The following is a 26005-nucleotide window of genomic DNA, read 5'->3' on the forward strand; positions in this document are numbered from 1 at the left end:
CGTGTGGACAACGTTTCGACCGGACGCCGAAGGGGCATGCGGGTAGGGGTACTCTGTGCCACTTCGGCCCACACCATATTCGTCCCCACCAGCGACAGCGCCGTCCGTACCCGCGACGGTACCGGGAGGACGCCGAGTACCGGGAGGACGCCGAGTACCGGGAGGACGCCGAGGTGATCGCATGAACTTCGAGACGTTCGAACCGGTTTACGAGGCGATCCTGGCCGATTTCGGGTTCGATCGCGACGCCGACGAGCGGGCCCGTGACGTCGCTGTCGGGCTGTCGACGCCGTTCGACCTCTCGCGGTTCGACGACTGGGCGGGTCGGACCGTCGCCGTGGCGGGGGGCGCACCGTGTCTCCGCGTGGGATCGGAGATCCGGATCGCTCGCGAGGCCGACGTCGTCGTCGCCGCGTCGACGGCGGCTGATATCCTCCTCGAGGCGGGCGTCGACGTCGACTGTCTGGTGACCGATCTCGACAAGAACCCGGAGACGGCAGTCGAGTTGACCGCCCGTAGCGTGCCGGTCGCGGCACACGCCCACGGCGACAACCTGCCCGCGGTTCGCGAGTGGCTCCCGCGGTTCGACGCCGAGTACACCCTGTCGACTACTCAAACAGCTCCGGTCTCCCCGGTGCACAACCTCGGCGGGTTCACCGACGGCGACCGCGCCGCCTTCCTGGCGGATCACGTCGGCGCCGGCCGCCTGGTTTTCCCGGGCTGGGACTTCGACGACCCGGACGTGGGTCCGATGAAGGCGCGAAAGCTCGACTGGGCTGCGCGCCTGCTCGGCTGGTTGGAGCGTCGACGCGGCGAGCGGTTCGCCGTGCTCGACGGTCGCCGAGACCGGGTGCGAACGGAGTTCGAGGCGCACCTCACGGACTGAGGCGACGGCCCTAGCTCATCGAGCGATCAGACCCGGAGAAACAGTCCGTAGCCGACGATCGACAGGAGCGCGGCGAACAACGCGATGAGCACGCGCCGTTTCGTGACTCGCGGTCGCGTTCTGGGCCGCGATCGCTCGGGTGAAGCGCGTTGGTTCCGGTTGCGCAATCCGTTTCGCTCCCCGTCGGGCACGCACTGTCCATTACCGCGATCACTCATCGTCGTCCTCTCCAGCGTCGTCCTCTCCAGCGTCGTCGTCGTCCTCAGCAGTATCGTCACCTCCAGTATCGCTGTCCTCTTTAGTATCGCCGTCCTCTCCATCATCGTTCTCCCCATCATCGTTCTCCCCAGCATCGTCCTCTCCGCTATCTCCGGCGTTTTCGTCCTCACCGTCGCCCGTGTCGTCGTCGCTTCCGGCGTCCTCACCTTCGGGAGCGGATCGCGTCTCGTCCTCGTCACTCGCTCCGTCCTCGTCACTCGCTCCGTCCTCGTCACTCGCTCCGTCCTCATCGTCGGACTCGCCCTCAGCGTCTCCCGCCGAGGATGACCCCGCTCCGGTCGCGTTGGCTTCGTCGCCGCCCTCGTCACCTTCACCGGCGTCTCCGTCCGTTCCGGTGGTCCCCTCGTCGTCCTCGACGTCACCGTTTTCGTCGTCGATCTCGCTACCGTTCTCGGGTTCAGTCGGTTGGTCGGTGGTCGAATTCGAGCCGGGGTCCGTCCCGTTCGCCGGTTCGTCGTCCTCGGCGTCGGTCTGGGAACCGTTTTCCCCTTCGGTCTCCGTCGTCTCTCCCTCCCCGCCGTCGAGGGCGGTTTGGGTGATCCCGGTACCTTGGCCCACACCGGTCCCGTTGTCTTTGCCGACGGCCTTTCCGTCACCCCGATCGGTACCGTTGTCTTTGTCCTTGTTGACCGCGTCTTCGTCGTTGTTTCCGTCCGTCTCGTTCCCGTCCGTTTCGTTCCTCGAGTCTTTCGCTGCGAGGCCACCCTCCTCGGAGTCGAGCTCCGCGAATTCCTCGACGGTCGAGAAGTTCCCCTGGACGGTGGTCTCGTCGGAGAACACCGCGAGCGTCCCGAATCCGCCGCCGAATCCGGAGACCAACACGAGGACCGCGACGATCAGCACCGACGCAGGATGGTTCATCGTCCCTCCTCGTCGGCGATATCGAGACCCTCGTCGACCGCCCCGGCCCGGCCGTCCGCGGCGGGCGCGATCACGGGGCGCTCGAAGATCCCCGTCGGGCTCCCGTCGTCGATACCTCCCGGTTCGTCGACGCGATCGTCCTCACGGACGCTTGCGTCCCCGGGACCGTCGCCGACACCGTTGTTTCCGCCGACGGAGACGTCCGCACCGCCGTCGTCACCGTGTCCCGTATCCCCGCCGTCGTCCGGGTCGGACACGGCGTCGGCTGACCCATCCCCGTCGCCGGCCGTGACGAGGAGCACGACCGCCATCAACAGCGTCATGCCGGTTCCGACCGCGACCGCGACGGCGAGGGCGGTCCGGAGCGTGTACCCGACGTACGCCACGTACGGGACGAAAAACAGGAGGACGGCGACTGCGCCCTCGACCGTTCGATTCGTCACGACGAACCCTGAACCGGTTGCGGTCTCGTCCGCGCTCGCGTCCGCCGCTTCGGTCTCGACGTTCGTTTCCGCCGTCGCGTCCACATCGGGTGCGTCCACCGCGTCCGAGCCGCCGCTATCCCGAGTCCGGGAGCGGTAGAGGCTCCAGACCTCGGAGAGCGCGAGCAGGCCGAACGGCACGACGACGAGCAGGGCGAACCCGATCGGCGTGTCCGTGAACTGGATCACGTACCCGATGTACGGGATCGTGACGGTCACCGCGCCGAGGACGTTCTCGGCGGGCACGAGCGCAGTGTCCGGCCCTTCGTTGGCGTCGCCCTTCGTCTCGAAGGCGAACTCCCCGTCGGCCGTCTCCACGCCGGTCACGCGATGGGTCACGGGGGTCTCGCTGTCGCCACGGACGTACGTGATCACGTCGCCCTCGGCGATCGTCGCCGGGTCCCGTTCGTCGACGACGACCACGTCGCCGGGGGCGATCGCGGGCGTCATGCTCGCCGTCAGGACGACGAAGCTGTACTCCGCGCCGACGACCGCCGGCACCGCGTACACCACGAAGGGCGCGACGACCGCGATCAGCAGGGCGATCCCGAGCAGGTTGGCGATTCTCTTGAGCGTGATAGGTGAGTTCATTGTAGGTCCTCCGGGGCACAGATCGAGTTGCCGTCCGTGAACGTGCCGCCGACGAGTTCGTAGAGCGTTCCGCCCGACCCATCGGAGCCGAACGTGTCCCCGATGGCGAGCACCTCCGAGCAACTGGTGTGGACGTCGACGGTCTCGGAGGCCTCGTCGTCGCCGCCGTCGACGATCTCGATCGTCGTGTCCTGTCCGAGACTCGTTCCGACGTTCCCCCACGTCTGTGGGACGTCGCTACCGTCGGCGGTGAGCGTTCCGCCGGGCGCGATCGTCGTATCCTCGAACACGACCTCGGCGTCACCACCGCCCGTTCGTTGCGTGGTAACCCGGATCGTGACGTCGGACTCGCCGTCGTACCTGAACGTCAGGTCGCGGTACCTGACGTTTCCGCCGCACTCGCAGTCGCCCGAATCGTCGTGGCCGTCCTCGTCCTCGTCTCCATTGTCGTCGACGCAGACGTCGATCTGGACGTTGCTTATTCCGGCGAGCCCGCCCTGGCCTGGTCCCTCGGGCGAGTACAGTAGCTCCCCCGTGTCGTTGCTCGGAGGTTCTATCGGATACGCTTCGGTATCGTCGCCCCCCTTGATCCGGACGGCACACAGCTTTCCGGCCGGGTCGCCGTTCTCGTCCACGAGTTCGAACTGTACGCCAACGGCCTCGTCCCCGTCGCCGTTGTACTCGACGTCGGTGACGGAGAGGTACGCGTCGCCGGCGAGCGGTCCCTCGTCGATCGAGAGCCACGTCGACACGTTTCCGGATCCGCTGCCGACGACGTTCCCGTCGATGTCGTCCGCCTTCCCTCCCTCGACGCAGTCCACACACTCCGCTTCGGGTTCGTCACACGGGCCGAGCCCCGCAAAGGGGTTCGATCCCGCGGCGGCGTCCTCGGAGACGTGCCGGCACTGTTCGGTGTAGAGATGGAACTCGAACTCGGTCGTCTCGCCGGCCGCGTCGGCTGGGGCGTCATCGGGTAGCTCCCAGACGAGTTGGATCTCGAGGGTGTCACCCTCGGGATCGAGACACGGGTCACCGTCTCGGTCGTCGATCCGAAGCCCGTCGACGAACTCACGACGGAGCTCCGAGAGCGACCCCGAAGAGACCAAGCCGTCGTCGACCCGGAGGTCAGCTTCGAGCGCGTCGCCGAGCGGGTCGGCGGTCGGCGGGCAGGTCGTCGCGAACCAGAGCCGCGCGGGGTTGCTCCGGACTGCGACGTCGAACGTCACGTCCCCGGAGTCGCCGCGGTCGATCGGCTCGTCGGGCGTGAAGCTCACGGTCCCGTTCGAGACGGTACAGTCGCCGTCGTCGCACGACACGTCGAGTTCGACCTCGCCGGCACCCATGGCGTTGTTCGGGAGCGTCTCCTCGTCCGAGAGGTACGCGAACGTGCCCGCGCCGCTGGCGGCCCCGATCGCGCCGAGTCCGCCGAGGCCGGCCAGGAGCCGGCGGCGGCTGAGGCCGGCCGGTCCGGAACTCCCGCGTCCGCTTCCGTCGGCGGTCATGCGGACCCCTCCTCGTGCTCCGGGACCGACTCCGCGAACGGGTTTCCGTCCCAGCCGCAGTCGACCGCGTAGAACGACACGTCGAAGTCGACGGACCCTCCCTTCCCGCCGTTGCCGCCCTCGCCGACCGGGAACGCCCAGTTGAACGCGAGACAGCGGCTCTCCTCGGGTTCCAGACAGCCGTTGTCGAGGATCCCGGGATCGACTTCGATCCCTCCCGTCAAGTCGTCGCCGTCGAGCTCCGCAAGCGTGCCGGAAAAGATCCCGGTGCCGAACTCGGGGAAGTCATCGACGTTCTCCGCGCCGGCACAGCCGCCGACGCCGAGGAACCCGGTGTCGTAGCGGGCGGAAACCTCGATCCGCTCCGCGAGCATCCGGCTCGCCGGGTCGGCCCCGATATCAGGGTCGATCTTCATCCACACGCGGACGCCGTCCGGAACGTTTTCGCCGAGGTCGTCGATCCGGAGGCTCACGCTCGTCGAACCCGAATCGCCCGGGAGGACGTTCTCCTGGTCTACGAGCCGTATCGAGCCGCCGACGTCGGCGACCTCGTCGGTCGGGCTCTCGTCGACGAGTTCGTCGTTGTATCTGGTTCGCCAGCCGACCAAGAGGCGGGTCGGAACGTCCGACTGCGCGTAGGTGTAGCTCGTGTACTCGTCCGGGGTGCTCGTCCGGCGACCACCCGCCATTCCGAGAGAGGCGAAGCCGACGGCTCCGACGCCCGCGAGTGCCTGCCGCCGAGTCAAGTGTATGTCTCGTTTCGTCATTCGTGTCCTTGTCGTCGGCTCCGGACGGCCGGTTCGTCGATAGTCTCCACGCCTCTCCGGTACCTATGTATGACCCCCCTACCCGAACGGTTCGGATCCCGAACCGCGTTGATTGACCGATTCAACCGACGGCAGGGGGTGCCTATCGGGCGGTTTTTCGCCCGGATCCCGTCGTCGGTCGCGTCCGTCGCGATCCGCTACGGGAGTCCCACCGGCGGAGTCGAACCGCCGTCTCGACCGTCCCATCGAGGGAGTTCGAGGGTGAGGGGGACGGATCCGACCGATCCGGATCCGGTGTCTATGCTTGCGTTCAGCTCTCCGCGTACGGGTTCGTCTCGCCGTCGTTGTGGCGGCACTGTTCGGCGGCGAATCCGATCGCGAACTCCACGGAGTCGGTCTGGACCTCGTTGCCGACGCCGGTGGGAAGCTCCCACTCGAAGCCGAAGCAGCGAGTTACCGAATTCGTGAAGCAGACGCGCTCTTCCGCCTCGAGGTTCGCATCGAGCTCGATTCCGTCCGAGAGCTGGGCCATCACCTCGCTCAGCGTACCTTCCGCGATGACCGCCTCGCCTGAGAGGATGACCGAGGAGATCTGTGAGTAGATCGTCTAGTTCCGTCCCGGTCGGCGAATCGTAGTAGAGGACGGTCCCGTTGCTCGAACTCGCCATCGATATGAGCGTGTTCTGAGCGGTACTCCCGGAGTTAACTCCCAATCCGATCGTGAACACGGTGATATCGTTGGGAGAGTCCTTTGCATCGTCCGCCGCGTCGATCGCGTTCTGGACGTGATCGCTTCCTTGTCGGGCAGATCTGGTCGGCTGTCCGTCACCGAGTAGAACGATTACCTGATCGACCCCACGGTCGTTGCTGGTGAGTTCGTTGGTTGCTCGATCGACGCCATCGTCCATCATGGTCTGTCCGGTAGAGGTGATCCCGAGGTTGCCGGGCTGAAGATAGCCCTCCACTAACGAGTGATCGGATGTGAGCCCCTGTCGGAGCTGTCCGTTGCTCGCGAACGTTACGAGTCCGACACGATCGTTCGATCCGAGATTGTTGACGAACTGTAGCGCGGCCGCCTTCGCCTGCTCCATCTTGCTTCCGGGGCCGTTGCTCATCGACCCGGAGGTGTCGATCGAGAGCATCACGTCGACGCCCTCTCCCTCCTCGCTGTCGGTCTCAGCCTGATGGATGTTGTCGCAGTTGTCGTCGTACCACACCTTCGCCTGGATCGAGTCAGCGAGCTGGCCGTCTCCGTCGGGGTCGTCCGTGGCATCTCCCATCTCCTCGAGCGTTTCCTGCTCGGGTTCTGTGTAGCCGTTCTGGTCGTTGCCCGTGAGTGCCCCGCCGATCCACATGTAGCCGGGGTTGTCGTACAGGTGTGTACTGAACGTGACCTCGCCGTAATCGCCGGGTTTGACGTCTCCGATGCGAATGAGCGCGTTCTCGAGATCGCCCGCATCGATCAGCTCGTCGCGCTGGAATCCCTCTCCCTCGCCGGCTTCGGAGTCGTAAATGCCGTTCGCGCCGATGACCCAGTCTTCGGCTCCGGGGTAGTTCTCGCGGCTCGGGACCTGATCGAGGAGGTAGACGCCGGTGTCGTCGTCGGTCGGTTCCATGTCCTCGTCGACGAACGTGGCGTTCGGGTAGTTCTGTTGGAGCTCCGCGAGACGACCGGAACCTCCCCGGTACGTCATCCGGTAGTCCATCTTGAGGTCGAGTTCGCCCGCGGTGAGCGTGTTGTCTTCGAACGACTCGTCGTCGCTGAAGTAGGCGGTCGTGCCGAGTCCCGCCCCCGCGGAGGCCACGCCCACGGCCCCGAGGCCGGCGAGCATCTTCCGCCGCGAGAGTCCTAGTTTGTCGTCGGTCATGATTGGTCCCCCGAAGGGGAACTTCCCACCGGCGGGTTCGAACCGCCGTCTCGACCGCCTACGGGGCTTCGAGTGGGAGGCGGGCAACACGGTCGTGCTGTCCGCGGTCGGTTGCGTCGCTATACGGGTTCTGCGGTCTCGCCGTCGAACGGGTTCGTCTCGCCGTCGTTGTGGCGGCACTGTTCGGCGTGGAAGTCGATATCGAACTCCACGAGATCCGTCTGAACCTCGTTTCCGACGTCGGCCGGGAGCCACCACTCGAAGCCGACACACCGCGTCAGACCAGGGGGATAACACGCCGTACCGTCGACGAATCGATTGGCGTCCAGCGCATATCCTTCCGCGAGCGTCTCAAGCACCTCTCTGAGGGTGCCGTCGGCGATTACCGCCTCTCCGAAGAGGATTTGTGCGATCTGTGCGAAGATCTGTACCAGTTCGATCTCCTCGGGTGCCTCGAAGAACAGCGTCGGCTGTGTTCCACTGATATCCTCCGAAGCGATGTCGACGAGCGTCTGCCGTGCGGGAGCCGTGTTCGGGACGCCCTCCAGCCCGAAGCCGATCGCGTAGATAACGACGTCGGTCTCGTCTTTGATCTCGTCGGCGACGTCCTCCACGTCGTCCTGTGCGTTCGAGACGCTGACGTCGTCCGCCGCAGCCTCCTTGTCGTAGTCGCTCCACGACTGCCAGGTGGAGTACGACGGGAAGTCGGAACCGTCCCGGTAGGTCCACGTGGGTGCACCGTCGCCGATGACGAGCATGACCTTCCGACGGCCGGAGTTGCTCGCTTCGAGCACCTGCCGACCGCCGTAGAGCCCCGCACCGATGTTCGTCCCGGCTCGGGGAGCGTCGCCGTACTGGTAGGCCTCGATCTGGTCGATGGCACCGTCGATGGTTGACGTGTTGCTCGCATCCGTGAGCACGAGGAGTTCCTCGTCTATCCCGCCGAACTGGACGATTCCGAGCCTGTCGTCGTCGCCGGATCCGTTCACGTTCGTTCGAAGGTTGTCAGTGAGGGATTCGATCGCGGATACCGCTTGGTATATCCGCGAGTTCGGACCCTGTCCGTCGCCCACGACGTTGTCCGGGCCCGGATCGCCGATCTCGTAGGTCATCGAACCCGAGACGTCGACGACGACCGCGATGTCGACGGGGCCGGATTCTTCGCCCTCCTCGTAGACGTTGTTACAGTTGTCGTCGTACCAGACGCGAGCGCGGATCGCGTCCGCGAGCTGGCCGCCCCAGTCGCCCTCGACGTTGTAGTAGCGTTCGTCGTCCGCGGCCGCATCCGCGAAGAACTCGGAGTCGTCGCTTTCGGTTTCCGTGTACCCCGCGTCCTCGAGAGCGGTCCGTTCGGGATCGTTGATCCCGTTCTGCGCGTCACGGGTCAGACTCCCGCCCATCCACATGTACGCGGGATTGTCGAACAGGTGGAAGCTGATCGTCGCCTCGCCGTAATCTCCAGGCTTCACGTCCTCGAGTTTGAACAGCGGGAAGCCGGCGTCGGTGAGTTCCTCGCGTTCGAAGCCGCCGAGCTCTCCGTTGGACTCCACCCCGACGTTCGCGGCCTCGATCCACCCGTCCGGCTCCGGGTAGTCGCTACGCTCCGGCACTTGGTCGAGCACGTAGGTCCCGGACCCCTCGGGGTATTCGGTCACGCTGACGTTCTCGTTGTAGTTCGGGTCGTCGTCGTAGACCGCCCGAAGCTCCTCGAGGCGTCCCGGCCCGCCCTCGTACGTGATCCGGTAGTCCATCTTGAGGTCGAGTTCGCCCGCTTCGAGGGAGTTCCCGGTGAACCCCTCCTCGTCGCTGAAGTACGCCGTCGTTCCGAGGCCCGCACCCGCGGAGGCGACACCGATCGCTCCGAGGCCGCCGAGTAGCGTCCGGCGTGAGAGGCCGTTTTCCGTTCTTTTTCGTGTCATGAGTGTGCTACCGCGCTTCGTGTGAGCGCGGAGAAATCCCGCCGGCGGAGTCGAACCGCCGTGCTCCGAACGGGATCCACGCGGATTCGCGTGGGGGGAGTTCACAGATCAGGACGGATCAGGCTGCGAACGGGTTGCCAGGCTCGTCGTTGTGGCGGCACTGTTCGGCGTGGAAGTCGAACTCGAACTCGACGGAGTCCGTCTGGATCACGTTGCCGACTTCGGTGTCGATGGACCACTCGAACGCGACGCAGTGGGTTCCCGGACGGAAACAGGCCGCATTGGCGTCTGTGGAGCCGATCAGGGGTGCCGGATCGAGTCGCATCCCTCCGCTCATCTCGTCGCCGAACTCCTCCAAGGTGCCCTCGAAGATGACCTCCTCACCGACGATGATCGCCTGGAGGATGTCGTCGTAGATGAGCGGCAGAACCGTGGAGAGGTCGTCCGCCGAGGAGTTGTAGTAGTCGGTTCCGTCTCCATCGCCGGACGAAGTCGGCGTGTTGCCGGCCATGTCCCTGAGTAGCTGGGGCTCGCCATCTCCGGGCTCGTTGATGTCGATCGTCACGATGCGGGTGCCCGCGCTCTTCGCGGCGTTCGCCTCGTCCAGTTCGTCGACGTTGCTCTCGAACTGCTCGCCGTCGGTCAGGACGATCATGACCTTCTGCGCGTCCGATCGACCGTTCGAAGCGAGGAACGACTGGGCCTCCTGGACCGCGAGCCCCAGCGCGGTGCCGGTGACGTCATCGGGAGCGGCCTGAATGTCGTCGATCGCGTCCTTCACGTCGCTCTCGACGCCGGACGGGGCGAATTGGACGCCGTCGGCGTAGTCGCTCCCGATGTAGTCCTCGTTTCCGAAGGTCAACACGCCGAGGTGCGTGTCGGCGGTCTCGTCGAAGACGACCTCACAGAAGCTCTCTGCGGCCTCTCTGGCTTCCGCGAGCTTCGTGGTCTGACCACCCCCTCCGTCGGAGATGATGCCGCCGTACTGATCGTACTCCATCGAGCCGGAGATGTCCTGTACGATGAGGATGTCCGTTTTGCCGGCCTCCTCGTCGTAGGTGTTCGAGCAGTCGGAGTCGTACCACATGCGGACGTCGATGTTCTCGGCGAGTTCACCCTCGCCCTCACCGCCGGTCTCGTCCACGAGCGATTCGGGCTCGTTCAGCCCGTTGTCGTCGTCGTTGTAGACGCTCCCACGCATCCAGACGTACGCGGGGTTGTCACAGATGTGGAAGGACATCGTGACCTCGCCGTAGTCGCCGGGCTTCACGTCGTCGAGCTCGAAGATCGGGATCTCGTCGCCGTTGATCAGGCCTTCGGTATCACACGAGAAGCCGAGATCGGCCCGTTGCTCCCAGGTCAGCGGTCCCTCGGACGTGTCCTCCCCGTACTGCTCGATGAGTTGTTCGGCCGTGGGACGCTGACCGATGACTTCCGGTCCGTTCGGACCGTCGTAAGTCGCCTTGTAATCCAGCATGAGGTCCAGCTGGCCGGCCGTCAGGGTGTTCTCGGTGAACCCCTCCTCGTCGCTGAAGTACGCCGTCGTTCCGAGACCCGCGCCGGCGGAGGCCACGCCGATGGCTCCGAGTCCCGCGAGCATCTTGCGCCGCGAGAGTCCCATTTTCTTGTCTTCCATGATGTGTCATCCCCATTGGGGAAATCCCACCGACGGAGTCGAACCGTCGTCCCGGCCGTCCGTTTTCAGAGTCCGGTGGGACGAGCGAAACGCTCGCTCGTAGTCGTGTGTTTATACGTCGATCCGGAAGCCGAGGCCTTCGCGGTTCGGCGGTGAGCCGGCGGGCCACGACATGGTAACCGTACCGCTAATGACGTCACCCTCGCCGAACGAAACGCCGTTCAGCGTGATGTTCTGTTGGCCACCCACGTTGCCGTCGACGGAGACGGAGTCGGGGCCGGACGGGGACGTCCTGTTGAGCATGACGTCGTTTACCTCGATGCTCGAATCGGAAGCGGATGCCTTCGCCATGACAACGACAGCGTTCGCGGTCGGCAACGGCGCAGGTGCGACGGAGATCTGCGTCCCGTCAATGCTCCACTTGGCGTTGTCGTTCTCGATGATGAGTTCGAACGGGACGGCTTCGTTGTTGGGCCACGAGACGTTGGTGTCGGGCGTGAGGACCGTGTCGTCAGGCAGTCGGATGTCCATTTCGCGGTTGGCCGCACCGCCGCCGTCACCGTAGATACCACGAGCGTGCCACACCGTGCCCTCGAGTTCGGGGAAGCCCTCGCCCGCGACGCTCTCGACACACGGGTTGTTCGTCCCGTCGTTGTGGCGAGCCTGTTCCGCGTAGAACTCGAAGTCGAACGTGACGGAATCGGTCTGGATCTCGTTGCCGACCTCCTCGCCCGGAACCTCCCAGGTGAAGCAGACGCACTGATCGGCGATCTGCGGTACGTCGTCGTCGAACGCGGCGTCGACGCCATCGAAGTGCGGGCGGTTCGCGATCGGTGCGTCGGGGTCGCCGTCACCGGACAGGGGGACGCCGTTGGAAAGCGCGTCCATGACCTCGGCCAGCGAACCGGAGACGATATCATCGCTGACTTCGCCGCTGGCGTCGCAGTACGACACCGTCACCTGCATCGCGTCGGCGAGCTCGCCGTCGCCGTCGATGTCGTCGGTCGTCTGTTCGTTGTTCTCGTCTCCGGAGTCCGCTTCCGGCTCCGTGACGGTGTTCTCGTCGTTGGAGGTCAGTTCTCCACACATCCATAGGTACGCGGGGTTGTCGACGATCGAGAAACAGAACTCGCCCTCGCCGGAGTCGCCGGGTTTCAGGTCCTCGACTTCGATCTGGAGTTCCTCACCCTCTGTCAGCTCGATCCCGTCTTCCTCGACGGTCTGGCCGATAACGCCGCCTTGGATGTACGTCCCGTCCGGGGTCTGGTAGCTACCGTAGCTGCCCTGGTCCTCGGAGTAGTTCACGTGGACGAAGAGGTCGAGCGAGCCCGCGGTGAGCGTGTTGTCAGTGAAGCTCTCCTCGTCGCTGAAGTACGCCGTCGTTCCGAGTCCCGCACCCGCGGAGGCGACGCCGATCATGCCGAGGCCGCCGAGCATCTGCCGCCGCGAGAGTCCGAAGTTGTCGTTGTTGTCGTCCATTGAGTATCCCTGGCGTCTCGGCCAGTACCCCTCCCTTGGTGGAAGGGGGGATAGTTACGACTCGACACGTCGGATCCGAACGCCGCCATCGGCCGACCGAACCCGCCAATCGGCCGATATAACCGCTCGTTCGAGCGATATCGGCCGTTTTTCGGCCTATCGAAGGATCGTCCGGAAGGGACGGATGGAGGCCCCTACCGGTTACCTCGGGTCGCCTACCGGATCCGTCCGCACCGCCTACTGCTCCCGCTGACGGCACCTACCGTATCGCGTGGGATCGCCTACCGTGGGCCTGGACGGATCGACCGAGTTCGATTGGTAGCATGCGACACACCCGTACGCGGCGCATACATATCCCCCCAGCCATCCTTCACGTTCTCGAACGAGGTGTTTCCTATTCCCCTACAGATTCGACCCGATTCGTTGCCGGAGACCGTCATCCACGACGTGCTCTCGAACAGCCGCCGGAAGAGCGCCCTCCGCGAGCTTCGGACGCGCGGCGGGGCCGTCTCGGTTCGGGAGCTCTCGGAGGCGATCGCGGCCGACGAGACCGGGCAGTCCCCCGCCCCGCGTGGCGTGCGCGAGAGCGTGTACGCCTCCCTCCACCAGACGCACCTGCCGCGGCTCCACGACCTCGGCGTCGTCGAGTACGACCGCACGCGCAAGGAGGTGCGCGCGTGTCGGGGCGCACGCGACGTGGAACGCTACATGACCGTCGTGGCCGGCTACGGGTTCACCTGGACGGAACTGTACCAAATGCTCGGCGTCGTAACGCTCTGTCTCGTGCTCGCCGCCCAGCTCGACGCGCCGGTCGTCGGCGCGGTCGACCCGCTCCTGTGGACGAGCGTCGCTCTCGCGGCGTTCGCGGTCGTGACGGTCGCACAACTCTGGACCGCCTACCGGCTCTCGATATCGCTCTCGCGGTGATCGAGGATACGTCGTTGCGGAGGCGGTAGAGGCGACCGCGAAGAACACCGCCAAAGCCCCAGCTGTTCGGTTCTACAGAGTAGAGAGTGCGATTTCAGCGGCCACCTCCAAAGCCCCAGCTGTTCGGCTATACGTTGTTGCTACCGCGGAGAACACCTCCAAAGCCCCAGTCGCGAGGCGGCCGCACGCTCGTTGCGGTCCTCAGTCGCTCGTTTCACTCGCTCCCTGCGGTCCTTACGTCGTCATCAGAACGCAGTGCGTTCTGATTGGCTCACGAGAGCTCTGCTCTCGTGAACGCCTGCGCCCGCCTCGCGACTGCCCCTTTGAATCCCACCCGACCGCTCCGCCCCGCACCTCACGCCTCCCCAGCCTCGCGGTTCGTGCTCTTCGAGCGCTCACCGCGTCCAGCGAGGGACCGAAGGTCCCTCTGGCAACCGGCGCTACGCGCCGGCGACCTCGCGGTCGGTTCGCGGGTGCTGTCGCACCCGCTCACCGGCGCGCCGGCGCGCCAACATACCGGATCGATCGTTTCTTAGGCTACTTCGATCGGAGGGAGGCGTCCGTGAGGTCTCTCGTGTTCACCGAAGAGAACCGTTTTGACCGCGAGAGCGTGAGTGCCGGCATCGATGTATCTGGTTACCTTCCGTCTCGATCCGGGGGAGTATGACGCGGAGTTCCACGAGCTAAACGGTGCGATACAGGCCGTCGCCGAGGAGACGGAGGGATATCTGGGCAAGCGGACGTGGCACGCCCCGGAGAGCGAGGAGGTTCTCGTCGTGTACTACTGGGAATCGCTGGACGGGCTCGCGTCGTTCGGAGCGGATTCCACCCACGAACGGGCGAAACGACGGTGGACGGAGTGGTACGACGCGTACGAAGTCACCGTCACGGAGGTCGTCGACGCGTACGGGAGCGGGTTCGGTGACGACGCGGACCCTCCCGGGTAGCACATCGCTGTCCCGTTCGACCGGTTACCCCACCCGCGGCTTCGGCATCAACGCCTCGAACTCGCGGGCGTTGAGCCACTCCAACAGCTGGACGAGCTGGTCCACGGCGGCCTCGAACAGCTGTTCAGCCTTCTCGGGCGTGACGTCGGTCGGGTCGCCGAACGCGCCGTTCGCGGAGTTGTCGACCGCGTCGTAGAAGGTCCGGGCGCCGTGGACCATCGTCTCCGAGTCGGCGATATTGACGAGCCCGCCGTCGCGGGCGGCCTCGAACTCCTCGGAACGGACGAGGTCGGGCGCGAGGTGGGTGATCATCGCGGTCTCCTTGGGACCCGCGTGGGGCCCGTTCTGCGCGAAGAGGTCGTCGACGAGTTCCGGGATCGACTCGTCCCACATCCACTCGATCGCGTACATCGTCCCCTCCTGGTGGAGCCGCCGGCCGACCTCCCGGAGGTGGTCGACGTTGCCGCCGTGGGCGTTGACGTAGACGACGCGGTCGATCCCGTGGTACCCGAGGTTCCGCGTGAGGCTCTCGACGTAGTCGCGGAACTCCGGCGGGTCGACCCAGAGCGTGCCCGGGAACTGGCGGTGGTGCGGGCTGACGCCGACGTCGACGGTGGGCGTCCGGGGGAACCCCGTCGCCTCGGCGGCCGCGGTCGCGAGCCCCTCCGCGATCAGGTGGTCGGTCGCCAGCGGCAGGTGCGGCCCGTGTTGTTCGGTCGAGCCGAGCGGCACGATCGCGGTGGACTGTCCGTCGAGTCGGTCGCCGAGTTCCGGCCAGGTGTGGTCCGCGAGATACATACCGGTCCCTGGATCTCGGCCCGTATCAAACCCCGTGAGGAGGCAGTCTGGCGGGGGAACTCGACGACGGACCCGCCCGATAACGATCGGCGGCGGATGCCGGCAGGGCAAGCCGGAGGGACGGACCCCGCATCGGACCCCTTCGTCACCCTTTTTGTGTCGCCAGGTCGAACTTCACCACATGTTCGGAGGAGGCGGCATGAATCCACGGAAGATGAAACAGATGATGAAACAGATGGGGATCGACGTCGAGGAACTCGACGCCGAGCGGGTCGTCGTCGAGACGGCCGACGGCGACCTCGTCTTCGAGAACCCCCAGGTCACGCGCATGGACGCGCAGGGCCAACAGACCTACCAGATCGTCGGCGACCCCGACGAAGTCGCCGACGCCGGGGCGGGCGGCGCGAGCGCGGTCGAGGCTGCGGACGACGACGGCTCCGACGGCTCCGACGACGGGATCCCGGACGAGGACGTGGCGCTCGTCGCGGAGCGCGCGGGCGTCCCCGAATCGACGGCTCGCGAGACGCTGGAAGCCCACGACGGCGACCTCGCTGGTGCGATCGCCGAACTCGAGTGACCGAGCCTGCGTACCTCCTGGTCCACGATGACCGCGAGTACCTCTTAGAGCCCGGCGAGGAGTTCGGCACCGACCTCGGCGTGCTGGAGGTTCCCGCGGACGTCGCTGCCGGGGACGTCGTCGAGAGCCACCTCGGGACCGCCTTCCAGGTGCGTGAGCTTCGTGGTCCCGACCTGTTCGATCACCTCGAGCGCACCGGCGCGCCGATGATGCCGCGCGACGTCGGGCTCGTGGTGGGGCTGACCGGCGTCGCGTCGGGCGACCGCGTCCTCGACGCCGGTACGGGAACCGGGATCCTCGCAGCCCACCTGGGTCGGGTCGGCGCGGACGTGACCACCTACGAGATCGACCCGGAGTTCGCGGACGTGGCGCGCGAGAACATGCGCGTCGCCGGCGTCGAGGACCGCGTCGAGGTCCGGACCGGCGACCTCGCCGAGGAGGTGGACTCCCTCGTCGGCGCGGGCGAGGCGACCGACGGAACACCCCCGGCGGCTCCGTTCGACGTGCTCACCCTCGACACCGGCGACGCGCCGTCGATCGTCTCGCACGCGCCGGACCTCCTCGTGCCGGGCGGGTTCCTCGCCGTGTACTCGCCGTTCGTCGAGGGGACCCGCGAGGCGGTGACGGCCGCACGTGAGGCCGGACTCGCGGAGATCGAGACGTTGGAGACGATCCAGCGTGGAATGGACTTCTCCGAGCGCGGATCCCGACCCTCCACCCGCGGCGTCGGCCACACGGGCTACCTCGTGATCGCTCGGGCACCCTGAACGGGGACTCGACCCTGAACGGGGACTCCATCCTGAACGGGGACTCCATCCTGAACGGGGACTCCATCCTGAACTGGGAATCCACCCTGATCGGTCGTCAGAAATTGAGTAACCTTCTTTCCGCCACGACCGTCAAGAGGGGTATGACGATCGTCGCCGACGTCGAGACCGCGCTCGCCGGGCGCTCCGACCTGGTCGCCGTCGGCGTCGACGCGTCGATCCTCTCCGCGGTGCTCTCTGCGCGCCGTCAGGGTGGTGACGGTCGCTGGCGGGTGGCGTGTCGGCCGGGGGTCGTCGACGACCTCGGTCGCCGGTTCGTGCTCGGGACCGCCACAGCCGAGGCCTGCTCGCGGGGAACGATCGCGCTCCGGACCGCGACCGGGGCGCGACCGGACCGGACGCTGTTCGCGAGCCCGGGGCGAACCGACGCGGTCGTGGGGCCCGCGACCGACCGAGCGCTCCTCGCCGAGGCCGACCCGGACCGGGCGGTCGCCGCCTCGGAGGTCGTCGAGACGCGTTTCGAGATGGCCGAGCCGGCGTCGGTCGGCATGCCGTCGCGGAACCGCCTGCTGTCGGCCGCCCGCGAGGCGCTCGACGGCCGGTTCGCGGACGACCTGGGGGTCGTCCTCTCGACGCTCGACACGGATCCGACGGCTCTCGCTCGCACCGAGCCGTTCGACGATCGAACGCTACTTGTCGCGTTGGCAGCCCGTCACGACCACCTCTTCTCGGACGTGCGCGAGTGGGCGGACGACGTCGGGATCGCGCCGAAACAGACGTTCTCGCCGGCGCGACGCGCGCTCGAGGAACGCGGGCTGATCGAGTCGATCAAGGTGCCGATGGGGATCGGCAGGCCGAACTACCGCCTCCGGACCGTCGACGAGACGCTCTACCGCGTCGACGCCGAGCGGTTCCTGCCCGCGCTCCGCGAGCTGTTCGAGGCTGTGGACGCCGTGGGCGGGCCCGGCATCGGCGGAGCGGGGGGTGACGACCGGCCGGTGTGGGACAGACGACCCTGAGGGGAACCGTCACCGACGCTGGATCGGCTTCGGCTCAGAGCCGACCGTCGTCGACCGCGTCCACGAGCGCGGATCCGGCAGCGCGCCAGTCCGCCTCGGCCTCGGAGAATACCCGCTCGGCGCGCTCGGCCGCGTCCGCCACGACCGCGTCGACGTCGACGCCGACGATCCCGCCCGCGGAGACGAGCTGCGTCCCGTCGACGAATACGTCCTTGACGGCGTCGCTACCGCCACCGTACACGAGGTTGGGGATGGCGGTGTGGAACGGCTGTGTGACGGTCGGCGCGACGCCCGGGCGCTCCATGTCGCAGACGAGCACGTCCGCCCGCTTGCCGGGCGAGAGCGACCCGACGCGGTCGGCGATCCCGAGCGCGCGGGCGCCGCCGACCGTCAACAGTTCGAGGACGCCGCTCGCGTCGAGCGCGGTCGGGTCGGTCCTGTCGGCCTTCGCCAACATCGCCGTCGTACGTGCCTCGCGGAGCGCGTCGTGGCCGCCGGGGCCGGGCGCCTGGTCGGTGCCGATCCCCACGGATCCCCCGTGTTCGAGGTACTCGACGACCGGCGGGACGATCCCGTCGATGGCGGTGATGGAGGAGGGACAGCCAACCATCCGGACGCCGGCGTCGGCGAGCCGAGCGCGCTCCTCGGGGGTCGCGCCGTGGAGGTGGGCTGCGAGCAGGTGGTCGCCGAGGAGGCCCTCTCGGTCGAGGACGCCGACGGTCGTCTCGCCCTCGCCGTACCGGGCGGCGATCTGTCTGCGCTCGCGGTCCCCCTGTGCGACGTGCATGTGGACCGTTCGGTCCTCCGTCCGGGCCCGCTCGACGATCGTCTCGAGGAGGTCGAGCGAGACCATGTCCAGCGCCTGTGGGCCGTACGCCGGCTCGACGAGTGGGTCGTCGCCGAACTCGGCGACGAGGTCGTCGGCGCGCGCCAACCCGGCGTCGCCCCCGTCTCGGTCGAACGGATACGGCTCGTCGGGGCCGATGTCCGAGCGGTCCTCGGGGACCTCGTTTATCGTCTCGGTGGCGACGACGCGCAGCCCCAGCGGGCGGTACACCTCCCGAACGAGTTCGCCGACGCCGGCGGCGTACTCGCCGACCGTCGTCGTGCCGGATGCGAGCGCCTCGATCGCGGTGAGCTCCGCGCCGACGACGCCGTCTTCCGGGGTCGCGTGTGCGGAGATCGGTCCCAGAGAGCGGGTCATCCACTCGATCTCCGGGACGTCCTGGGCGGCCCCCCGAAGCACCGTGTGGTGGCCGTGAACGTGGGCGTTCACGAGCCCCGGGAGCGTCAGACAGCCGCCGCCGTCGACGGTCCGTTCCGCGTCCCCCGTGTCGACCCCGTCCGCGGGGCCGACGTAGGTGATCTCCCCGTCGGTCCAGCCGACCGCGCCGTCGTCGACGATCCCCAGATCGCCTGTCGCGCCCGACACGTCCGGGTCCATCGTGACCAGGAGCGTTTCGGTGACGAGCGTGTCCATGGGGGTCGATCACGTGCGGACGGCAAGGAACTATCGGTGGTGGTGGACGCCCTGGCCGCGACGGTAGCACCAGCCGAAACGGCCGCGACGGCCGCGAGCCGTGTGACAAGAACTAACTCCGGGCGGGACCCTCAGTTCGCCATGCCGAAGTTCTCCGACAGGGTCGAACGGGTCTCGATAAGCGGTATCCGGGAGGTGTTCGAGGCGGCCGGCGACGACGCGATCAACCTGGGGATCGGCCAGCCCGACTTCCCGACGCCGGAACACGCCCGGCGGGCGGCCGTGGACGCCATCGAGGCGGGGAAGGCCGACGCCTACACCGGCAACAAGGGGATCGCCCCGCTCCGGGAGGCGATCGCCGAGAAACACCGCACGGACCAGGGCGTCGACCTCGACCCCGTGAACGTGATCGCCACCGCGGGCGGTAGCGAGGCGCTCCACATCGCCCTCGAGGCACACGTGAGCGCCGGCGACGAGGTGGTGATGCCGGACCCCGGGTTCGTCTCCTACGACGCGTTGACGAAGCTGGCGGGCGGGGATCCGGTTCCGGTGTCGCTCCGCGAGGACCTCACGCTGGATCCCGCTGTGGTCGAGGAGGCGATCACCGACGACACCGCCGTGTTCGTCGTCAACTCGCCCGGCAACCCGACCGGGGCCGTCTCCTCCGAGGCGGACGTCCGGGAGTTCGCGCGGATCGCCGACGAACACGACGTGCTCTGTCTCTCCGACGAGGTGTACGAGTACACCGTCTTCGACGGGGACCACCACTCGCCGATGGAGTTCGCCGAGACCGACAGCGTCGTCGTCGTCAACTCCGCCTCGAAGCTGTTCTCGATGACCGGCTGGCGGCTGGGCTGGGTGTACGGCTCCGCGGAACGGATCGACCGGATGCTCCGGGTCCACCAGTACGCGCAGGCGTGTGCGTCGGCACCCGCCCAGTACGCTGCCGAGGCCGCGCTCCGCGGCGACCGCGACGTCGTCGAGCGGATGACCGACTCCTTCGAGCGTCGCCGCGATATCCTGCTCGAGGGGTTCGCCGACGCCGGCATCGAGTGTCCCGTCCCGCAGGGCGCGTTCTACGCGATGCCGCGGGTCCCGGAGGGCTTCGTCGAGGAGTGTCTCGACCGCGGCGTGATCGTCGTCCCCGGCGAGGCGTTCGGGGAGGGGGGACGGGGCCACGCGCGGATCTCCTACGCCACCGACGAGGCACACCTCCGGGAGGCGGTCTCGGCCATGGCGGACGCGTACGAGGCGGTCCGGTAACGACCGGGGGTCGCCACGCCGATTACCTGGAGACATTATTCCGTCTCGAGTGGTTTCCGCAAGTTATACTGCTGCCGGGGAACGACGATTCTGGCATGAGCCGGAACATCCAAGTCAGCCGCCTCGACCGACGGGCGGTCGAGGACCAGGAGGTCGAGATCGTCGAGCGGAAGGGTATCGGCCACCCCGACTCGATCTGTGACGGTCTCGCGGAGTCGGTCTCGCGGGCGCTCTCACAGCTCTACCTCGACCGCGTCGGGAAGGTCCTCCACTACAACACCGACGAGACACAGCTCGTCGCGGGTCGTGCCGCCCCCGCGTTCGGCGGTGGCGAGGTCGTCGAACCCATCTACGTCCTGATCGTCGGCCGCGCCACGAAGGAGTACGAGGGGCGACAGCTCCCGGTCGACTCCACCGCGCTCACGGCCGCCCGCGAGTACCTCGCCGAGGCGATCCCCGAACTCGAGTACGGGACCGACATCGTCGTCGACGTCCGCCTCGGCGAGGGTTCCGGCGACCTCCAGGACGTCTTCGGCGAGGAGACCCAGGAGGTCCCGATGGCCAACGACACCTCCTTCGGCGTCGGCCACGCGCCGCTCACGGAGACCGAGACCGTCGTCTACGAGGCCGAACGCGAGCTCAACACGACCTACTACGCCGACCACCCCGAACTCGGCCCCGACGTGAAGGTGATGGGCAAACGCGAGGGTGACCGCATCGACATCACGGTCGCAGCCGCGATGGTCGACGCCTACATCGACGACTTCGACGACTACGACGACGCCGTGGAGAACGTCCGCGAGTTCGTGACCGGGCTCGCCGAGAGCCACACCGACCGCGAGATCAACGTCGACGTCAACACGGCCGACGACTACGAGGAGGGCTCGATCTACCTCACCGTCACCGGCACCTCCGCCGAACAGGGCGACGACGGCTCAGTCGGGCGGGGCAACCGCGCGAACGGGCTCATCACCCCCAACCGGCCGATGTCGATGGAGGCCACCTCCGGGAAGAACCCCGTCAACCACATCGGGAAGATCTACAACCTGCTGTCGACGCACATCGCGGAGACGGTGACCGACGAGGTCGACGGGATCCGCGACCTCCAGGTCCGACTGCTCTCGCAGATCGGCCGGCCGATCGACGAGCCCCACGTCGCCGACGCGCAGATCGTCACCGAGGAGGACGTCGATCTGTCGGCGATCGAAGACGAGGTCGTCGCCATCGTCGACGACGAGCTCGCCGACGTGACCGGCGTGACCCGGCGCGTCATCGACGGCGACGTCTCGACGTTCTGAGGTCGCGCCGGACGACCGCAACCGATTTGGGACGGCCCCGCGAGCCACCGAACGTGACGCGGGTGTGTCTCCTCGGCGACCCCGACGTGAACCTGAGTTACGAGCTGTTGTCCCGCGAGACCGCGCGGGAGGCGCTCGCGACCTACGAGATCGCCGAACCGTTCACGAACAGCGTCGCCGTCGACACCGTGAGCCTCGGCACGGCGGTGTCCCTGCTCAACGACCTCGACTGGTACCTCGTCAGATTCGTCGCCGAGGCGATCGTCCTCGAGCCGTCCGTCTCCCGATCCGAGTGGCTCTCGCGCGACCTCGCACGCGAGGTCCGCGACGGGGTGGTCCCGCCCGAGGAGACCGACCAGCGGCTGAAGGTGTTCGGCCTCGTCGACGGCGAACCGGTCGAGCCGCTCTTCGTGCGCCGGACGCAGGGCGAAGTCCCGGAGTACGACCTCCGGGACGTCGAGGAGACGCTCGTGGTGCGGGTGAGCGAGTCGGAGTTCTCGGGATGAACTCCCACGATCCGCCGCCTAGCGCCCGATCGTGCCCTGCCGGGTGACCGGCGCGTCCGGGTCGATGCGGAACGCGACCAGGGTCGCGTCGGCGTCGGCGGTGAGCGTGAGTTCGGCCCCGTCGCCGACGATCAGCCCGCTCTCGGTCGACTCGAGCGTTTCGCCGCCGGCGGAGACGGTTCCATCGAACACGTAGAAGTACGTGTCCCAGCCGTCCTCGGCGGGGACCGCGAGATCGCGGCCCGCCTCGAGGCGAGCGTCGTGGAGGTGGACGCGGTTACGGACCGACAGGGGAGCGTCGGAGCCCTCGGGACCGAACAGGTGTCGCCACTCGCCCGCGACCGGCTCCGGGAGCGGTTCGTGCTGGATCCCCGCGGGGAGGTCGAGCTCGTGCGGCCGGACGAAGATCTGGAGCATGCGTAAGGGCGGGTCGTCCGCGAGGGTGCGCTCCTCGTGCCAGAACCCCTCGCCCGCGTTCATGACCATGAGGTGGTCGGCGTCGGTGACGAGCGCGTTGCCCCGGCGGTCGTCGTGACGCATCACGCCCGCGGGCACCCACGAGACGATCTCCTCGTTCCGATGCCGGTGCATCGGGATCAGGGTGCCGGGGTCCATGAACGACTCGACGACGGTCGAGAGGGGGCCGTACCCGTGGTCCTCGTGGTCGGGACGGAGGCGTCCGGGGAAGTTGAAGCGGGTCCGGAACGCTCCCTGATCCCGGAAAACCGTCGATCGCGGGGCGGTGTACAGCGTTGCCGCCGATCCGGTACTCATGGGAACGGTACGGCTGCGGGACAGAAATAGACGACGTCTTCCGCTGGTCGGTGCGGATCTCGAGGCGACGGCCGTTCGCCGACTTTACAGGCGGTCGAGGCGAATGCCCCGGGGCTTGACCCCGAGGCGATTCACACGCGGAAGGTTGTCACCAACAGGAGGAGAACCGAGACGATACTGACGAACGCGAGCCAGCCGACGATGATGATCCCCGCGCGCCGCACGGTGAGCTCTTCGCCGCTGAGGATCTTCCCGATGCTCATATCGGAGGCATCGATCAGCCGGAATATAAAACTCGGCATTCGGGCCGTTTCCCGGAGCCCGTTTCGAGCGGAACTCGATCGGAGTCAGCTCCGGTCCAACACCAGCGGTTCGATGGCGAGCGTCCCCTTCGCGACCGTGAGGATCCGGAGAACGTAGGAGACGAACAGCATGAACGGGGACAGCGTCACCGCGAACGCGGCCCCGACCGCGAGGACGACGTGGTCGATCCCGCGCGTGGCCCCCGGGAACGTCGTCACGTCGACGACGGCGAGCGCGGTGCCGGCGACGATCAGAGCGGGCACGGCCGCGTAGAGGATCCGCTGTGAGAGGTCGATGAGCGCCCACTGGAAGTACAGGGTCTTGACGTGTTCCCGTGCCGGACCGTACAGCGCCAACGACGACTGCAACTCGTCGAGCAGGGCGCGTTCGGCCTCCGAGAGCGACCCCTCGTACTCGGCCGAGAGACGCTCGATCCGGGCGATCTTCCGGCCGTACTCGAACCCGAGCGCGGCCGAGACCACGTCGAAGGAGCCGAATCGAGCGCCGTCGAGCCGTTCCGTCGTCTCGGTCGCGTCCCTCGTGACGCCGTCGGCGAACGCCCCGACGTCGTTCCGGAGGTCCGCGTCGTCCGAACCGGCGACGGACGTCCGGAGGGCGTCGGCTCCGTCGGCGACGGCCTCGACGATGTCGGCGAGGAAGACAGCGGGGTCCGTCGAGGCGGGCGAGCCGATCAGTTCGGCCGTCAACGCCCGTACGTCCATCGAGTTTCGCATTCGGTCGCGCTGGTCGCCGAGCGGGCCGTTCTCTTGGGTGAGCACGAGCTGGCCGATCGTGACGACGAGCGTCGTCCCGGTCACGACGGCCGCGATCATCGTACCGAACAGGGTCTCGACCGGGTCGCTCGAACCCATCCGTTCGACGAACGGTGGCGAGAGTCCGGAGACGACGACCACGAACGCGACGAACACGACAGCGGTCAACGTGCCGGCGACGAGGAGGCGGTTCGCGCGCAACAGGAACCAGCGTTCCACGCGGTGCGACCGGTCAGTCATGCGGACCCGCTCGGCGACGCTGGCGCTCGAACGCGCGACGTCCACCTTCCCCTCCGCGGTGATCGGTCGTCTCCGCGAACGGCCGACCGTTCGTTCCGGGACCGGAGCGCCCCGATCCCGGGTTCGTCGCCGGCGTCGGCGTCCCGTCCCGCAGCGGGTGGCGGGTCTCGGCGGTCGAATCGACGACGTCGGACTCGGGCATGCCCCTAGCTACACGCCGGAGGTCCCTATAGCCCCGTGTCGGCCCGGAACGACGGCGATCCGACGCGAGCCCGTGCGCGTTGGAAAAGACACGGTCGGACGTGTCGTCAGAGGCACCCCGACCGGGATTACTTCGTCGCCCGAGGAACAAGAGATCCGGCGTTCACCCGGATCATCAACATCGGTCGCGGATCGGGAGCACGAATCGGGGGAGGAAGGACGGAGTGGGGGGGTCGGACGGCAGAACGGGGGAGGCAGCGACTTTGTTCGTCCCCGAGAACGGGACGGTATGAGCGCCGACCTCGAGGAGAAGACGGACCGATACGAGCGGATGCTCGCCGACGCACTCGACGCTGCGGACCCCCGTCCGCCGGCGGACACCCCGCTCGGCGCCGCCGCCGTCGACGTCGCCGAGATGGCGGGATCGTACCTGGAGGACGGCCGGCACTTCAGGGCGAACGGGGATCCGGTCAACGCGCTCGCGTCCTACTCGTACGGCTACGGCTGGCTCGACGCCGGCGTCAGGATGGGGCTGTTCGCGGTCCCGGACGACACCGACTTGTTCACGACGTGACCTGAGGGGATCGGCGCGGACCCTTCCGGCCGTATTTATGTACTCGACCCCCGACGGACCCGTATGAGCGAACTCGCGGATCTGACCGAACGGCTGGTCTCGATCCCCTCCCACGAGGACGAGACCGCCGCCGGCGACGCCATCGAGGAGTGGCTTCGGGCGGAGACCGACGCGGACGTCGAACGCGACGACGCCGGCAACGTGATCGCGTACGAGCGGGCGGACGGGAGCGACGTCGACGGGAACGGGACGGACCCGGACGCGGGGACGGTCGCGCTCGTCGGCCACCACGACGTGGTCCCGCCCGCGGAGCGCCAGACGACCGGCGAGGGGACGGACGGGGAGTACGTCGTCGAGCGCCGGGACGGGCGGATCCACGGCCGGGGGACGGCGGACATGAAGGGCGCGGTCGCGGCCTGTCTGCTTGCGTTCCGCGACGCCACCCCGCCCGCGGGCCGCGAACTCGCGGTCGCCTCCTTCGTCGGCGAGGAGACCGGCGGCGAGGGCGCACGACACGCGATAGAGGAGGGGTTTCGCCCCGACCACGCGCTCGTCGCCGAGGGGTCGACGAACTACTCGAAACCGGGCGTGACCGACGTCGTCGTCGCACACAAGGGTCGGAGGGCTTCGACGCTCGTCGCGGAGGGGGCGTCGGCGCACGCCTCGGAGCCCGCTGCGGGCGAGAACGCGATCTACCGCGCCTGCGACGCCGTCGACGTCGTCCGCGGACTCGACACGCCGGCGACGACGGTGTTCGGCGAGGAGGTGACGGGATCGGTCGTCGTCACGGGGTTCCACGGCGGCGACACCTGGAACGTGATCCCCGACCGGTGTGAGGTGACGATCGACGAACGAACCGTCCCCGGCGTGCGGGCGGACCTCGCCCGCACGGAGACCGTACCGGGCGTCGAGTGGACCGTGGACCAGGACCTCCCGCCGATGGGGTGTGGCGACGACGCGTTCGCGGACGCGGCGCTCGCGGTCGCGCGCGAGGTACACGAGGAACGCGGGCTCGACCGGCCGGAACACGTGACGAAGCCGCACGCGACCGACGCGGGCTGGCTGTCGGAGGCCGGCACCGAGTGTCTCGTGTGTGGCCCCTCCGAACCCGGCGAGGCGCACACGGAGACCGAGAGCGTCTCGATCGACGTCCTCGAGCGGTGTCGGGAGCTCTATACCGGGCTCGCGGAACGCGAGTGGTGACCGGGTCGTCGCGGCCGGTACCGGTTCGTCGCGGCGGCGTTTCGACCGGACGACGGCCGTGACGGACCGCTCGTCGGGGTCGTAT

Annotated in this window: 25 protein-coding genes; 11 read left to right on the plus strand and 14 right to left on the minus strand. The window is 67.6% G+C overall.

The window, feature by feature from the left end:
- Positions 1–181 precede the first annotated feature (181 nt).
- The gene (locus tag DQW50_RS12025) at positions 182–886 is read left to right on the plus strand and encodes a 6-hydroxymethylpterin diphosphokinase MptE-like protein (RefSeq protein WP_112079522.1); all 705 of its coding nucleotides are present in this window, start codon (positions 182–184) and stop codon (positions 884–886) included.
- A gap of 210 nt (positions 887–1096) precedes the next feature.
- Here the strand turns inward: DQW50_RS12025 and DQW50_RS12030 are convergent, their stop codons facing one another.
- The 8 genes from DQW50_RS12030 to DQW50_RS12065 form a co-directional block, all read right to left on the minus strand.
- The gene (locus DQW50_RS12030; RefSeq protein ID WP_112079523.1) at positions 1097–2026 is read right to left on the minus strand and encodes a hypothetical protein; all 930 of its coding nucleotides are present in this window, start codon (positions 2024–2026) and stop codon (positions 1097–1099) included.
- Positions 2023–3099, minus strand: coding sequence for a signal peptidase I (locus DQW50_RS12035; RefSeq protein ID WP_112079524.1), 1077 nt, complete (start codon positions 3097–3099; stop codon positions 2023–2025). The genes DQW50_RS12030 and DQW50_RS12035 overlap by 4 nt, the downstream gene beginning before the upstream one ends.
- Entirely contained in the window at positions 3096–4601 is a 1506-nt protein-coding gene (locus tag DQW50_RS12040) for a SipW-dependent-type signal peptide-containing protein (protein WP_112079525.1), read from the minus strand. Before DQW50_RS12040 ends, DQW50_RS12035 begins: the two co-directional genes overlap by 4 nt.
- Positions 4598–5368, minus strand: a complete 771-nt coding sequence (locus DQW50_RS12045; protein WP_112079526.1) for a hypothetical protein — start codon at positions 5366–5368, stop codon at positions 4598–4600. Before DQW50_RS12045 ends, DQW50_RS12040 begins: the two co-directional genes overlap by 4 nt.
- 197 nt (positions 5369–5565) lie before the next feature.
- The gene (locus DQW50_RS12050; RefSeq protein ID WP_112079527.1) at positions 5566–7236 is read right to left on the minus strand and encodes a SipW-dependent-type signal peptide and vWA domain-containing protein; all 1671 of its coding nucleotides are present in this window, start codon (positions 7234–7236) and stop codon (positions 5566–5568) included.
- 119 nt (positions 7237–7355) lie between these two features.
- Positions 7356–9155, minus strand: coding sequence for a VWA domain-containing protein (locus DQW50_RS12055; RefSeq protein WP_112079528.1), 1800 nt, complete (start codon positions 9153–9155; stop codon positions 7356–7358).
- Positions 9156–9273: 118 nt separating this feature from the next.
- Positions 9274–10791 (minus strand): vWA domain-containing protein, encoded by a 1518-nt coding sequence (locus DQW50_RS12060; RefSeq protein ID WP_112079529.1) that lies wholly within the window; start codon positions 10789–10791, stop codon positions 9274–9276.
- Positions 10792–10902: 111 nt separating this feature from the next.
- Positions 10903–12270 (minus strand): choice-of-anchor W domain-containing protein, encoded by a 1368-nt coding sequence (locus DQW50_RS12065; protein ID WP_112079530.1) that lies wholly within the window; start codon positions 12268–12270, stop codon positions 10903–10905.
- Between the two features lie 423 nt (positions 12271–12693).
- Here DQW50_RS12065 and DQW50_RS12070 point away from each other — a divergent pair, with 423 nt between their 5' ends.
- Entirely contained in the window at positions 12694–13197 is a 504-nt protein-coding gene (locus tag DQW50_RS12070; protein WP_241964409.1) for a hypothetical protein, read from the plus strand.
- A 626-nt stretch (positions 13198–13823) separates the two neighbouring features.
- Positions 13824–14144 (plus strand): antibiotic biosynthesis monooxygenase, encoded by a 321-nt coding sequence (locus DQW50_RS12075; RefSeq protein WP_112079531.1) that lies wholly within the window; start codon positions 13824–13826, stop codon positions 14142–14144.
- Positions 14145–14168: 24 nt separating this feature from the next.
- Here DQW50_RS12075 and DQW50_RS12080 read toward each other — a convergent pair whose 3' ends face one another.
- Complete coding sequence (locus DQW50_RS12080; RefSeq protein WP_112079532.1) at positions 14169–14942, minus strand: creatininase family protein; 774 nt, start codon at positions 14940–14942, stop codon at positions 14169–14171.
- Positions 14943–15123: 181 nt separating this feature from the next.
- Between DQW50_RS12080 and DQW50_RS12085 the strand changes: the two genes are divergently transcribed.
- From DQW50_RS12085 to DQW50_RS12095, 3 genes are all read left to right on the plus strand, one after another.
- Positions 15124–15519 carry a nascent polypeptide-associated complex protein gene (locus DQW50_RS12085; RefSeq protein ID WP_112079533.1) on the plus strand — a complete coding sequence of 132 codons (396 nt, stop codon included), beginning with the start codon at positions 15124–15126 and terminating at the stop codon, positions 15517–15519.
- On the plus strand, positions 15516–16286 hold the full coding sequence (locus DQW50_RS12090; RefSeq protein ID WP_112079534.1) for a methyltransferase domain-containing protein: 771 nt from the start codon (positions 15516–15518) through the stop codon (positions 16284–16286). The genes DQW50_RS12085 and DQW50_RS12090 overlap by 4 nt, the downstream gene beginning before the upstream one ends.
- Positions 16287–16429: 143 nt before the next feature.
- On the plus strand, positions 16430–17305 hold the full coding sequence (locus DQW50_RS12095; protein WP_112079535.1) for a DUF5821 family protein: 876 nt from the start codon (positions 16430–16432) through the stop codon (positions 17303–17305).
- Positions 17306–17339: 34 nt separating this feature from the next.
- Here DQW50_RS12095 and DQW50_RS12100 read toward each other — a convergent pair whose 3' ends face one another.
- A complete protein-coding gene (locus tag DQW50_RS12100) occupies positions 17340–18785 on the minus strand; it encodes an amidohydrolase family protein (protein WP_112079536.1) in 1446 nt (481 codons plus the stop codon).
- 141 nt (positions 18786–18926) lie between these two features.
- On the opposite strand from DQW50_RS12100, the gene DQW50_RS12105 reads away from it, so the two are divergent.
- The 3 genes from DQW50_RS12105 (at position 18927) to DQW50_RS12115 (ending at position 21852) form a co-directional block, all read left to right on the plus strand.
- Positions 18927–20048, plus strand: a complete 1122-nt coding sequence (locus DQW50_RS12105) for a pyridoxal phosphate-dependent aminotransferase (protein WP_112079537.1) — start codon at positions 18927–18929, stop codon at positions 20046–20048.
- Between the two features lie 95 nt (positions 20049–20143).
- Entirely contained in the window at positions 20144–21346 is a 1203-nt protein-coding gene (locus DQW50_RS12110; RefSeq protein WP_112079538.1) for a methionine adenosyltransferase, read from the plus strand.
- A 53-nt stretch (positions 21347–21399) separates the two neighbouring features.
- Positions 21400–21852, plus strand: a complete 453-nt coding sequence (locus tag DQW50_RS12115) for a DUF5804 family protein (RefSeq protein ID WP_112079539.1) — start codon at positions 21400–21402, stop codon at positions 21850–21852.
- A gap of 18 nt (positions 21853–21870) precedes the next feature.
- On the opposite strand, the gene DQW50_RS12120 is transcribed toward DQW50_RS12115, so the two are convergent.
- From DQW50_RS12120 to DQW50_RS12130, 4 genes are all read right to left on the minus strand, one after another.
- Entirely contained in the window at positions 21871–22626 is a 756-nt protein-coding gene (locus DQW50_RS12120; protein WP_112079540.1) for a pirin family protein, read from the minus strand.
- A 131-nt stretch (positions 22627–22757) separates the two neighbouring features.
- The gene (locus DQW50_RS18645) at positions 22758–22889 is read right to left on the minus strand and encodes a hypothetical protein (RefSeq protein ID WP_255417639.1); all 132 of its coding nucleotides are present in this window, start codon (positions 22887–22889) and stop codon (positions 22758–22760) included.
- An 84-nt stretch (positions 22890–22973) separates the two neighbouring features.
- Positions 22974–23942: a hypothetical protein gene (locus tag DQW50_RS12125; RefSeq protein ID WP_112079541.1), complete on the minus strand. Its 969-nt coding sequence runs from the start codon at positions 23940–23942 to the stop codon at positions 22974–22976.
- Positions 23935–24144 carry a hypothetical protein gene (locus tag DQW50_RS12130; protein WP_112079542.1) on the minus strand — a complete coding sequence of 70 codons (210 nt, stop codon included), beginning with the start codon at positions 24142–24144 and terminating at the stop codon, positions 23935–23937. Before DQW50_RS12130 ends, DQW50_RS12125 begins: the two co-directional genes overlap by 8 nt.
- Before the next feature lie 288 nt (positions 24145–24432).
- Between DQW50_RS12130 and DQW50_RS12135 the strand changes: the two genes are divergently transcribed.
- Positions 24433–24717 carry a DUF357 domain-containing protein gene (locus tag DQW50_RS12135; protein ID WP_112079543.1) on the plus strand — a complete coding sequence of 95 codons (285 nt, stop codon included), beginning with the start codon at positions 24433–24435 and terminating at the stop codon, positions 24715–24717.
- 63 nt (positions 24718–24780) lie between these two features.
- Positions 24781–25920 carry a M20 family metallopeptidase gene (locus DQW50_RS12140; protein ID WP_112079544.1) on the plus strand — a complete coding sequence of 380 codons (1140 nt, stop codon included), beginning with the start codon at positions 24781–24783 and terminating at the stop codon, positions 25918–25920.
- The last annotated feature ends 85 nt before the right edge of the window (positions 25921–26005 follow it).

Origin of the sequence: Halorubrum sp. 48-1-W (assembly GCF_003287355.1) — an archaeon.
Lineage (GTDB): Archaea > Halobacteriota > Halobacteria > Halobacteriales > Haloferacaceae > Halorubrum.